Genomic DNA, 11,070 nt, shown 5'->3' on the forward strand with positions numbered 1-11,070 from the left:
TACAGGTGGAGGTGTAATGAAGCCACCCTTCGTCTATGGGAGAAAAGTGGGCAGGGAGCATTTCGCAGACAGGGAAGAGGAGCTCGAAAAGCTCAAAATAGCCATAATGGGCGGTCAGAACGTTATCATATACTCACCGAGGCGCTATGGGAAGAGTTCCCTCGTGAGCATTGCCCTGGAGGAACTTGGGGAGAACGTGTATCCGATAGAAGTTGACTGCTCGGGAGTCCTCACCAAGAAAGAGCTCGCCGAGAGAATAAGCTCAGCGGCGATAAGGACGTGGAAAGGCCGAGTAGAGGAGTTCCTGAGGAAACTGTTTAAAACGACGACGCCCAGAATCATCATCGGAAAAAGACTCGGTGTGGAGTTCGTAGTGGGGGAGGAAAACGCCGCCTTCGAAGAGGCTCTAAAGTTACCAAAGCGCCTCGCGGAGATCACGGGGAAGAGAATCGTGGTCGTTTTCGATGAATTCCAAGAGGTGAGTAACCTCGGAAAAGACGTTCTCCCAAAGATGCGCGCCGAGTTTCAGAAGCATAAGGAAGTAACCTACGTCTTCGTGGGGAGCAAGCAGGGGATGATGCGCGAGATATTCCAGTCTCCCAGCAGTCCCTTCTACAACTTTGGGATGCACATGGTCCTCAGGAGAATCCCGGAGGAGAAGTTCAGACCCTTCATTGAAAACAAATTCAGGGAGAGCGGGCTTGAGGTCGACAGCGAGCTGATAGATTCCGTGCTGAGGATAACCAAAGGACACCCCCACTACACGCAGATGCTGTGCTACCGACTGTGGTTGAACGCCCTCCTCTCAAAGAAGAAAGAGATATCAGAGGGAGACCTGGAGAAGGCCCTTGAAGAGATACTCAACGAAACCGCAGAGTTCTTTGAGGAAATGTGGGACTCCCTGACGATTAACCAGCGGAGGCTCCTCGTTGCGATAGCGCGGAACGAGAGCGACCTTTACTCAAGGGATTTCCTTAACCGATATGGATTTGAAAGGACTTCAACGGTCCAAGCGGCGTTGAGGGCCCTTAAAGAAAAGGAGCTGATAGTGCGGGAAAACGGAAAATACCTGATAGAAAATCCCCTCTTTGAGCTTTGGATACTCAGGATAAGCGAGGGCTGAAAGATGGAGGAATACCCCCTTGACCAACTCCTCATCGGCGGCACGGAAATCAACTACCTCTTCATCTGCCCCACCAAGCTCTGGTATTTCTCACACGGCATCACTATGGAAGGGGAGAACGAGTGGGTCGACCTCGGGAAGTTCCTGCACGAGAGACGTTACGGGAACGAGGAGAAGGAGGTCCAGATAGGAAGCATAAAGATAGACTTCATCCGGAAGGGGGACGTCATAGAGGTGCACGAGGTCAAGCTCGGAAAATCAATGGAGAGGGCCCACGAGATGCAGGCGCTCTATTACCTCTACTATCTCAAGCGGCTCGGCATCAAAGCGAAAGCGGTTCTCCACTACCCGAAGCTCAACGAGACGAAGGAGATAACGCTGGACGGCCGCGAGGAGGAAGTGGAAGCTGCCATACGCGAGGTCCAGAGGGTGAAATCACTGCCCGCTCCGCCGGAGCCGGTCAAATCAAAGAAGTGCAAAAAATGCGCCTACTACGAGCTGTGCTGGGTATGAGGTGGTGGGAGTGAAAAGAAGAACTCTACGGTTGGGAAAGCGTCTTTTCCCCGAAGATATCGAGAAATCCATAATAGAGGGCTTTGACGAATGCGTTGGGGAAATTGAGGGCTTCCCAAAAGAAGGACCAGAGAAAGAGAAGAAAGCAAAGAACGCTCACAACGGTGAAAGAAGATGAGAAAACGCTCCCTCACCCTCTTCTCGGACGGAAACCTCTTCCGGAGGGAGAACACCCTATACTTCGAGAACGCCAACGGGAGGAAGCCCCTGGCAATTGAGGGGATATACGACATCTACATCTACGGTCACGTGAACATAAGCTCTCAAGCATTGCATTTCCTTGCCCAGAAAGGGATAGCGGTTCACTTCTTCAACCACTACGGCTACTACGACGGCTCGTTTTATCCAAGGGAAAAGCTCCACTCCGGAGACCTCGTGATAAAGCAGGCCGAGCACTATCTGAGGGGGGAGAAGAGGCTGAGGCTCGCCAAGCTATTCGTCAAAGGCTCGGCCCTCAACATGGAGCGCAATCTGAAGCGCTGGAAGGTCGCAAAAGGATTTGCTGAGGAGCTTGAGGGACTCCTCGGGGAGCTGGAGGAGGCCGGAAAGATAACCGACGTCATGAACGTCGAGGCGAGGATCAGGCAGGAGTACTACACCCGCTGGGACGAGCACCTGCCCGAGGGCTTTAAGATAGTCAAACGCACCAGAAGGCCACCGGGGAACGAGATGAACGCGCTGGTAAGCTTCCTCAACTCCCGCCTGTATGCCACCATCGTGAGCGAGCTCTACAACACCCAGCTGGTCCCGACGGTGAGCTACCTCCACGAGCCCGGTGAGCGAAGGTTTTCCTTAGCTTTGGATCTGAGCGAAATCTTCAAGCCGATTATAGCGGACAGAATAGCAACTCGCCTCGTGAAGCAGGGGATAATCAAGAGGGAGCACTTCCGGAGCGAGCTCAACGGCGTCCTGCTAACGAAAGAGGGGATGAGGCTCGTCTTAGAGCACTACAACCGCGAGCTGGCCAAGAGCGTCAAGCATCCCGGCCTGAAGAAGAACGTCACGAAGCAGAGGCTGGTAAGACTTGAGGCCTACAAGCTGATAAAGCACCTCGTTGGGGTTAAGGATTATGAGCCTCTGGTGGCGTGGTTCTGAGGTGACCTAAATGCCCCACCCAGCCGAGATAGAGGAGTTCAACGAGAGGATACGCAGGGCGGTCTCGGGAAACCCTCCCGTCGAGCGGAGGATATGGGTGACGTCGCTCAGCCGCTGCCTCAGAAAGACGGCCCTCTCAATATACCTCAACACCTACAGCCCGTCGAAGAGCTGGGAGGCCAGGATAGGCTCAGCCCTTCACGGATGGCTCGGGGAGGTCGTGAAAGGGGCGGAGTTTGAAGTTCCGGTTGAGTACGAGCTGAGGGACGGCTGGAAGCTCGTCGGCAGGGTGGACGCCGTTAAAGGGCCCTACGTCCTTGAGTTCAAGTTCATGGGCTTCGAGAAGAAAGACCGCGACTCCCCCAGAGTAAAGAAGAACCATGACCTCGAACACGCGGAGCCCTCAAAGGAGTGGGTGGAGCAGATAAACGCCTACATGGGCATGTTAGAGAAGGAGAGGGGCTACATTTACATCTTCGACAGGAACGGGCTCGAATTCAGGGTCTTCGAGGTGGCCTTCGATGAGGGGCTTTTCAGGAGGTTCATAAAGCGGGCAGAGAGGGTCATAGAGGCCGTCGAGGAACTTGAGCGCGGAAGGTTTCCGACGTGGATTTCAACCGTCGGGAACAAGAAGTGGGTCTGCCGTTCCTGTCCCTTCAGGCCGATATGCGGGGCAATAGACAGGAAGTGGCTCGTCGAGGAGGAGTAATCAGGGGAGCGTTCCTAAAAGGCCGATGAAAGTTGCAATGACGAGCGATAGGAAGATAGCCTTCAAGGCCCGCCCACCTATTCTCACCGCAGTCCTCGCGCCGAGCCACGAGCCGAGGGCAACTGGGACGAGGAGGAGCAGGCCGAGGGTGAACTCAACCGACCCACCGCGGGCATATCCAGTGAAGGCAATCAGGTTCGTGAAGAAGATTAGGAGCTTCGCGGTGGCGTTGGCCCTCAGGATATCGAGCCTGAAGAAGAGGCCCAGGGCCGTTATCGTGACGAGGGTTGAGGCCTCGCCGAGGATGGCGATGTAGAAGCCGAGAGCAAAGCCGACGGTGATCTGGGAAAGCAGACCGCTCAGGACGGGCTTTTCGGTGCCCTTCCCGCGGAGCGTGAAGTAGGAACCCATGAGGAGGAAAACAGCAACGATGAGCCCCGCAACTTTATCGGGAACCGTGAGGAGAACAGAGCTCCCGATTAGGGCCCCGGTACAGGCCGAGGCTATCAAAGCCGAGGCGAACCTCACCTCAAGAACGCCCGCCCTGAGGTATTCGAGGGAGGAGACAAGGGTTAAGCCAGCTATGACCATCTTCAGCGTCCCGACGGCGGTCTTAACGGGGAGACCGAGGAGCGTGAGGATGAAGAAGACCACTAAACTGCCCCCGCTCATCATGGAGCCGATGAAACCGCCGAGGAAGGCGAGGCCCGTGATACCGGCAAGGAGTAGGGGGTTCATGGGGGGAGTTGGGTGAGGGGAGTTTAAATGATGTCCTCAAGAGGGTTCTTCTCCACGCCGAGTACCTCCCTCTCGGGCATCGAGCGGAGTTTGTAGATGACAAGGGAGTCCTCTTCCTCGTCTGTGAGCTCTCTCAGTCCGGCTTTTATGCGCTCAAACTCGGCCCTGGTTACCTCCCCCTCAAAGACGCTGTTCTGAACCCAGTGGAGGTGTTGCCTGAGGAACTTCTTCACCCTGTTGACCCGCTCGGCGGAGACGTCGTAGACGATGACTATGTACATGCCACCACCACTGGAGATAGGGCCCAGAGGTTTTAGGTCTTTCCGCATCACGCTTAGATGGCCCCACATCCCAAAACCTCACCTATGGAGACAGCTTTCTGAAAAACTTCTCCCGTGGAGGTTCTGGAGGTCTTTAGTAACCCTCGGTTAATATTTGATAACAAGTTACATGATCCTGGATAAAATGTAACGAAATTTTTTCAAAGTTCTGGACGGGAAGTGGGGAAGGGCGAAGTACCTGTTATCCCTGTGGAAACCGGCATATTTTTGAATTAAAGAGCTCAAATCTTGTTTCAATCGGTTTAAGCGCCTCTCTTTCCCCCGGAAGTCCCGCGCACATAAAAGAGCACTCGGGGAAGGCCCTTACGGGGTAGCTCTATCTGCCGAGCCCGGTCTTTTAGCGGGTGGAAATCCAGCTGTCTCAGGGCTTTTCCGAGGCCCCTTTGAGGAAAAGCTTATAAGATCCGAGGGTTCTTATTGTTTTGTAGGGCGAAAGGAGGAAAAAGCCGCCCTGTTGCAATAAGACTCTAAGAGAATTGAAACTGGGCTAATTCTACTGCCTTTTTCTCTAACAGCATTGTTGCAATAAGACTCTAAGAGAATTGAAACCGAGTTAGACATCGTGATGAACAAGCTCTCGGCTCTGTTGCAATAAGACTCTAAGAGAATTGAAACAGATGCTCCAGAAGAAGTGAACGGCGAAGTCCACATGTTGCAATAAGACTCTAAGAGAATTGAAACTTACACTATAGCTACCTTCTGGTCTACTTTTATACAGGTTGCAATAAGACTCTAAGAGAATTGAAACGCGGCTCAAACTTATCACATGCAGCTTGCCACGGCGGGTTGCAATAAGACTCTAAGAGAATTGAAACTCATCAGAGGCTTCATCAAACTCGCACTAATCCCCGCCGTTGCAATAAGACTCTAAGAGAATTGAAACGAGAAAAATAAGAAACGCAAGAAGCGGAAGAGCAGAGTTGCAATAAGACTCTAAGAGAATTGAAACGACGAGTTCGGCGACGCTCACGCCTTCTTCACGTGCTGTTGCAATAAGACTCTAAGAGAATTGAAACGAAGGAGCTGATGAAGACGAAGATGGCTATGGAGATGGTTGCAATAAGACTCTAAGAGAATTGAAACGAACCGACAGAGTTTGAAATAAAAGGGAAGGGAATTCGTTGCAATAAGACTCTAAGAGAATTGAAACAGGCGTGGTTTGCTACGACCACGTGGGGCAGGAAATGTTGCAATAAGACTCTAAGAGAATTGAAACCCCTTTGGCGCCTTGACCGGGAGCTTCACTTGTGCGTTGCAATAAGACTCTAAGAGAATTGAAACAGACTACGTGCAGAAGTTCGTCGAGTTTGCACAGCAGGTTGCAATAAGACTCTAAGAGAATTGAAACCTTTGCGATACCGCTGCAATACGCTTACCTGCTGACGTTGCAATAAGACTCTAAGAGAATTGAAACGATAAACAGTGCCCCATTCTTCGTCTGCAACGCCCTTGTTGCAATAAGACTCTAAGAGAATTGAAACCCCTTTGGCGCCTTGACCGGGAGCTTCACTTGTGCGTTGCAATAAGACTCTAAGAGAATTGAAACTCCCATTCTGCCCTTCTTCTTGATGTACTCGACAATCTGTTGCAATAAGACTCTAAGAGAATTGAAACCTCGCTTAAGCTCTTCTGCTTCCCCTTCTTCTGCTCCTGTTGCAATAAGACTCTAAGAGAATTGAAATGACACGCGTACATCGCTGCCGATTTTTTAAACGTTGCACAAGCCCCGGGCTGGAAGAATTGAAAGCATGAGAAAGACAAGGCTCACTCGCCGTAAAATGCCTTCAGATAGAGCTCCCTTATCTCCTCGGGCTTTGCCTCCACAGGGTTGAAGGCCATCAGCCCGTCGCGGTAGGCCCTCTCGGCCATTTCCTCCAGCCTTGAGGTGAACCTCTCCTCGTCAACCAGCTCCCCCAGGCTCGGGACGTTGAGCCTCCTGTTGAGCTCTCTAACCGCCTGGATTAGGTCTTCGGCACCTTTCAGTCCGAGCTCCACCGCTATCTCCCCATAGCGCCTCCTCGCGTACTCGCTTCTGCCCGCGTTGAACTCCATCACGTATGGTATGAGAACCGCGTTGAGGAGGCCGTGGGGCCCTATCCACGCCGCCTTGTGGCTCATTGCATGGGCCAGGCCGAGGCGCGCGTTCAGGAAGGCTATTCCCGCCATTGTTGCCGCGTAGTGAACTTTCTCCCTTGCCTCCGGATCGCCATCAACCGACTTAGGAAGCCACTCGAAAACCGTCTTTATCGCCCTTATTGCCATTGCGTCGCTGAAGGGATTGGCAACTTTCGTCGTGTAGGCCTCCACCCCGTGAACGAGGACGTCTAACCCCGAGTTCCTGGCAACTTCTGCAGGCATCGTCTCGGGCAGCCTCGGGTCGAGGATCGCTGCTTCCGGTGCCACCTCCGGGCTCACGATGTTGTACTTTGCGCCACCCCTCTTGAGGACTGCCGCGGCAGAGACTTCACTTCCCGCGCCGCTCGTCGAGGGTATTGCTATGAGCGGAGTTCTGAGCTTGGGAACCGGCTTGGGCTTCGAAAAGCGGTCTATGAAAGCTATCTCATCAAAGCTGAGCTCCAGAGCGTCGTAGAAGACCTTTAGGGCCTTGGCGGTGTCGATGACGCTACCGCCGCCGAGGGCAACGAGGGCATCGGGCCTGAACTCTCCCCGGACCTTGGGGAGGAGCTCCTCGACAGTCTCAACGCTCGGCTCGGATGGAACTCCGGGGATTGAGAAGACCTCCGCTCCCGCTTCCTCCACGTAGTCCTCCGCCTCTTTCAGGAAGCCGTGTCTCTTCATTGATCTTGAAGCCAAGATAAGAACGCGCTCGTGCCCCCGGAGTTCTCCTGATAGGGAGCTTAGACTCCCCTTCCCCTCAACTATCCTTGTTTTCAGCCAGAACATTGTCCCCACCATCTGCGGTTGCGCGTTAGGGCTTTTAACGTTCTCGGAGGATGGGGAGGAGGGCCGCGAGTACCGTACCCGCTGCCAGCGCGAAGTTGGGGGTAAATCCAAACTCCTCAACAATCAGCCCGCTCATCAGGTTACCGATTATAGCTCCCAGGGAGCTGACAAGGTTGTAGGCGCCTATCAGAGACCCGCGCTTCTCCGGCGGTGCCCTGTGGGAGATTATCGAGGACGTTGAGACGCTTATGTACGACCACGTGTAGCCCGCTATGAAGTAGGAGATAAACGCTAAGATGAGGAAGAGGGATCCTTTAGTAAAACCCGACAGCATCAGTAAGAGGAACGCAACTCCCCTCAGGCCCAGGCCCCTCCTGAGAGCCCCATAGCCCCCGCTCTCCCTCAGCCTCAGTCCCACGCGGGTGTACATGTAGGCTGAAACGGCGGAGTTGGCTATGCTCATGACGTAGAGCTCAGTCGCGCCCAGTCCCCTGCTTTTCAGAAGAACCGGGAACTGGGTGAAGTAGAGCATAGCCCCGACCCAGAAGAGAACCGTCGAAATGTAGAGCCTCCCAAAGCCCCCTGTGGAGAACCTCGGCAGGTGGGTTATCATGTTGGGCAGGTACCTGAACTTCTCAACCACGTAGCCGGTGTACATTCCAAGGACCCGCCTGTCAAGGTGCAGGGGAACCTCCTTTATAGTCTTGGCCCCCCAGGGAAAGGACAGCAGACCGATGATCCCCAAGACAACGAATATTTCCCTCAGGCTCAGGATCTGGGCCATCGCCAGGCCGAGGATCATGCCGGCCACCCACGCCCAGCCGCCTATCTCGTTGAACCTCCCTATCGCGTAGTCCCAGTCCTCAAGGCGGAAGACCTTGGTTATTATGAGGATGGGAACCGGTATCGTCGCGGCTATGAAGAAGGTGTAGAGGGCGTTCACAAGCATAACCTGGGGGACGTTCTTTACGAGGGCAAAGAGGATAGAGGTCACGGCGGTGCCGAGAAAACCCGCCAAGAGGAAGGCCTTCCTCCTGTTCAGCCTGTCGCTCAGCTTACCCCAGAAGAGGCCACCCAGCATTGAGGCCGTACTCCCCACCGCGTTCACGGCCCCGACATCGGCCGGACCGCCGCCAACGCTCATCGTGAGGAGCGGGATCAAGGGCGCGGCCCCGCCCGTTGAGGCCCTAAAAGGAACAAAGGAGTAGAACCACCTGCCCGGGTCGGGCCTGTGCTTCATCTGCCGCCCCTTTTCCAGGGTTTTAAGGGTTGTCTGTCTCCTCTTCCGCGGGCGGCCCTTCAAAACTCTCACCCCGTGTGGGGGAAGAAGAGGGGTTTAAAAAGTTGTGGTTAAAAAAGAGGTACTGTTTGGGTAAAATAGGTAGGATGTGCGTTCATGAGTACTTTGGGAAAATGCCCTGAGCCACTAAAGGTTATATGGTGAAATCTAAATACAACTTTTTTAAACCCTAAGCCAGATATTAAATGAACCAGAAGAAAGACAAAATAATACAAAATCTAAGAGAAATTAGCTATGGACCGGCGAACAGATATGTGTCTGGCGGCAGTACATAATTCCCGCCTTTCCAGTACCATTCCAGCGTTCCCATCTCGTATGGGTACGAGGAGGGATAATACTTGAAGTCAACGCCTGGGTACTCTAAACCTCCAATTACATAACCTGGTACTATCTCAGCAACGTTCCCTTGAGTGCTGTATGTGGTTCTCCATGTATACCCGTAAGTCGAATCGTAGTATATGCTGTATTGATAGACAGACCACGGAGCACTTACCGGTTCTCCTATTGACTCAGTTCCGAACTGGAAGAACTTTGCAGTGCCGTCAGTACCAACTAAGAAAAATTGATCTGGTGTACCAATATCCCCCTTCGATATGGGTACTTCCCACACTTTTTCCCCGTCAGCCATGAATGTAAAAGTTACTGTGGTACTAGACATAGATATTCTCACCGCAAGGTCTATTGGGGCTTCCCCTAGGTACTCTCCAAATGAGTAGTATACTCTCCCAGTTCTCAAATCCCATATATTCCACTGCATTATGTACTTTCCATCTGAATGGACTTCCCAGTCTGCTTGATAAACGAAATTAGAAATAACGATCCCATCGGGGCTTGAATAACCTCCAGCGACAGATAGCACTGAAGAAACCCTGTTTCCAGAGGGTATATCGTTAGGGTTTACTTGAAAGGTAGTGTGCATCTCCACGACTTTTGTAGTTGTTACAGCTCCAGTATAATAACCCCCTATGTAGGCGTTACTGCTGTAAACTACTCCCGCCGTTGCGGAAATTAGAATGAAAATCACTCCAAGAAGTACAAGGGGCTTTTTCATTCATCCCCACCCCCAGTTACAGTAACCCGACGAGAGTCCTCGACGGTTCCCACTACACTCCTGCCGTAGTATTCGTGGGGTATTGAGACACTTGGTGAAATATAGTACTGCCCGCCTTTTATGAACTCGGGAATCTTGAGGTATCCCTTCACGACCACGCTGGAGTTCTTTTTTAGGGTAATTGGCTTGTTATCAAACTCAAACAGCATGTCCACGGGTACATCGTATCCAGCCGGGCACCTGAAATCGGGCGTGTCGAGGGCTTTCGGAAGCTTCTTCTTATTAACGTACTCGTTCCAAACGAAAATACGCTCCCTTATCCCATGTGGGCTGTTTACGTAAACTTGTATCTCATTCGGCGCTTTGGAACCCCCCAGGTAGGTTATCCTGACCTCAACAGGTATCTTCTCCCCGGGCTTTGCATAGATGGTGCTCTCCTTTGGGCTGACTATCGAGATTTTTATTATCCCGAGGCCCCTCTCTACTATCTGCTCAGGTGTCAGGGACTCCAGGGCTATGGGAGTTCCATTCTTAAGACGCTCCTTGATCCATGGGGGGTCAATTATCTTCGTGGTGTTCGGGGGCTTAAAGGAGTGTACCTCCTTCAAAAGGCTCTCCGGCATCATTGAGTCCACATACTCTGGGCCGGTACTAGAATGAGGCACTGCAGTAGAGTAGTGTGCCGCTATCAAAAATGCTACAAACGCCAGCGGCACTGCAACCTGCCAGTACCGAACTTTCATAATAACTACCAGACTGCTATATATCTCACTCGTTTATATACTTTTTGGCCTAACCATCCAAGGGTCCACCGAACCCTTTTAAACTCTATAGTGTAGTAATATCTCGTGGAGGTCACTCAATCGTGAACGTTACCACGTCACCTTAGAGGATTGACACCGTAAGGCATCCTTCAAAAACCGCCCTTGAGGTGTTAAGTCGATGGAAACCCTCTGGTCATATCACATCCTGAAGCCAGCATCACCAAGCAACAGGACGAATCCTGACAGCATGAAAAAAGAGTGGGAGGATTTCAGTCTTCGTCATCCCAGTCCTCGTCGTAGTCTTCCTCGTCCTCCCACTCTTCTTCCTCTTCGTCCCACCCCTCTTCCTCGTCCCAGTCCTCGTAGGCCTCCTCAACGGCGTCGAGGGGCTCAAAATCCCCCTCTTCCTCTTCGACCTCTCTCCCTGGCCGGGCCTTCTTCCTGGGCGGGCAGTACATGCCTACCACCTCAC

The 11,070-nt window shown here is 52.7% G+C and carries 12 protein-coding genes and 1 CRISPR repeat array; of the genes, 5 read left to right on the forward strand and 7 right to left on the reverse strand.

Annotated features, from left to right (window positions below; all coding sequences use genetic code 11):
- The first annotated feature begins 16 nt into the window (after nucleotides 1-16).
- Genes MVB78_RS10815 through MVB78_RS10835 form a run of 5 tightly spaced genes read left to right on the forward strand, consistent with a single transcriptional unit; the run spans nucleotide 17 to nucleotide 3,500 of the window.
- Nucleotides 17-1,123: an ATP-binding protein gene (locus tag MVB78_RS10815; protein ID WP_297491281.1), complete on the forward strand. Its 1,107-nt coding sequence runs from the start codon at nucleotides 17-19 to the stop codon at nucleotides 1,121-1,123.
- Between the two features lie 3 nt (nucleotides 1,124-1,126).
- On the forward strand, nucleotides 1,127-1,636 hold the full coding sequence (gene cas4 / locus MVB78_RS10820) for a CRISPR-associated protein Cas4 (RefSeq protein ID WP_297491284.1): 510 nt from the start codon (nucleotides 1,127-1,129) through the stop codon (nucleotides 1,634-1,636).
- 4 nt (nucleotides 1,637-1,640) lie between these two features.
- Nucleotides 1,641-1,814, forward strand: coding sequence for a hypothetical protein (locus MVB78_RS10825; protein WP_297491286.1), 174 nt, complete (start codon nucleotides 1,641-1,643; stop codon nucleotides 1,812-1,814).
- Nucleotides 1,811-2,791, forward strand: a complete 981-nt coding sequence (gene cas1b, locus MVB78_RS10830; protein ID WP_297491290.1) for a type I-B CRISPR-associated endonuclease Cas1b — start codon at nucleotides 1,811-1,813, stop codon at nucleotides 2,789-2,791. Before MVB78_RS10825 ends, cas1b begins: the two co-directional genes overlap by 4 nt.
- Before the next feature lie 10 nt (nucleotides 2,792-2,801).
- Nucleotides 2,802-3,500, forward strand: a complete 699-nt coding sequence (locus MVB78_RS10835; RefSeq protein WP_297491292.1) for a PD-(D/E)XK nuclease family protein — start codon at nucleotides 2,802-2,804, stop codon at nucleotides 3,498-3,500.
- On the opposite strand, the gene MVB78_RS10840 is transcribed toward MVB78_RS10835, so the two are convergent.
- The 7 genes from MVB78_RS10840 to MVB78_RS10870 form a co-directional block, all read right to left on the reverse strand.
- On the reverse strand, nucleotides 3,501-4,238 hold the full coding sequence (locus MVB78_RS10840) for a sulfite exporter TauE/SafE family protein (RefSeq protein ID WP_297491295.1): 738 nt from the start codon (nucleotides 4,236-4,238) through the stop codon (nucleotides 3,501-3,503).
- A 23-nt stretch (nucleotides 4,239-4,261) separates the two neighbouring features.
- Nucleotides 4,262-4,519 (reverse strand): CRISPR-associated endonuclease Cas2, encoded by a 258-nt coding sequence (gene cas2, locus MVB78_RS10845; RefSeq protein ID WP_297491297.1) that lies wholly within the window; start codon nucleotides 4,517-4,519, stop codon nucleotides 4,262-4,264.
- Between the two features lie 513 nt (nucleotides 4,520-5,032).
- A CRISPR array of direct repeats spans nucleotides 5,033-6,261; the repeat unit is 29 nt; unit sequence GTTGCAATAAGACTCTAAGAGAATTGAAA.
- An 82-nt stretch (nucleotides 6,262-6,343) separates the two neighbouring features.
- The gene (locus MVB78_RS10850; protein WP_297491384.1) at nucleotides 6,344-7,483 is read right to left on the reverse strand and encodes an iron-containing alcohol dehydrogenase; all 1,140 of its coding nucleotides are present in this window, start codon (nucleotides 7,481-7,483) and stop codon (nucleotides 6,344-6,346) included.
- A 34-nt stretch (nucleotides 7,484-7,517) separates the two neighbouring features.
- Nucleotides 7,518-8,795, reverse strand: a complete 1,278-nt coding sequence (locus tag MVB78_RS10855; protein WP_297491299.1) for an MFS transporter — start codon at nucleotides 8,793-8,795, stop codon at nucleotides 7,518-7,520.
- 220 nt (nucleotides 8,796-9,015) lie between these two features.
- Complete coding sequence (locus MVB78_RS10860) at nucleotides 9,016-9,834, reverse strand: hypothetical protein (protein WP_297491301.1); 819 nt, start codon at nucleotides 9,832-9,834, stop codon at nucleotides 9,016-9,018.
- Nucleotides 9,831-10,577 (reverse strand): hypothetical protein, encoded by a 747-nt coding sequence (locus MVB78_RS10865; protein WP_297491304.1) that lies wholly within the window; start codon nucleotides 10,575-10,577, stop codon nucleotides 9,831-9,833. The genes MVB78_RS10860 and MVB78_RS10865 overlap by 4 nt, the downstream gene beginning before the upstream one ends.
- A 290-nt stretch (nucleotides 10,578-10,867) precedes the next feature.
- Nucleotides 10,868-11,070, reverse strand: a 203-nt coding sequence (locus MVB78_RS10870; protein ID WP_297491306.1) for a hypothetical protein, incomplete at its 5' end; no start/stop codon positions are given.

Origin of the sequence: Thermococcus sp. (assembly GCF_026991495.1) — an archaeon.
Lineage (GTDB): Archaea > Methanobacteriota_B > Thermococci > Thermococcales > Thermococcaceae > Thermococcus.

Excerpts from the sequence above, each read along its gene's own strand:
- MVB78_RS10815 (WP_297491281.1), top strand. The coding sequence starts at position 17 with ATGAAGCCACCCTTCGTCTATGGGAGAAAAGTGGGCAGGGAGCATTTC.
- cas4 (WP_297491284.1), top strand. The coding sequence starts at position 1,127 with ATGGAGGAATACCCCCTTGACCAACTCCTCATCGGCGGCACGGAAATC.
- cas1b (WP_297491290.1), top strand. The coding sequence starts at position 1,811 with ATGAGAAAACGCTCCCTCACCCTCTTCTCGGACGGAAACCTCTTCCGG.
- MVB78_RS10835 (WP_297491292.1), top strand. The coding sequence starts at position 2,802 with ATGCCCCACCCAGCCGAGATAGAGGAGTTCAACGAGAGGATACGCAGG.
- MVB78_RS10840 (WP_297491295.1), bottom strand. The coding sequence starts at position 4,238 with ATGAACCCCCTACTCCTTGCCGGTATCACGGGCCTCGCCTTCCTCGGC.
- cas2 (WP_297491297.1), bottom strand. The coding sequence starts at position 4,519 with ATGTACATAGTCATCGTCTACGACGTCTCCGCCGAGCGGGTCAACAGG.
- MVB78_RS10850 (WP_297491384.1), bottom strand. The coding sequence starts at position 7,483 with ATGTTCTGGCTGAAAACAAGGATAGTTGAGGGGAAGGGGAGTCTAAGC.
- MVB78_RS10860 (WP_297491301.1), bottom strand. The coding sequence starts at position 9,834 with ATGAAAAAGCCCCTTGTACTTCTTGGAGTGATTTTCATTCTAATTTCC.
- MVB78_RS10865 (WP_297491304.1), bottom strand. The coding sequence starts at position 10,577 with ATGAAAGTTCGGTACTGGCAGGTTGCAGTGCCGCTGGCGTTTGTAGCA.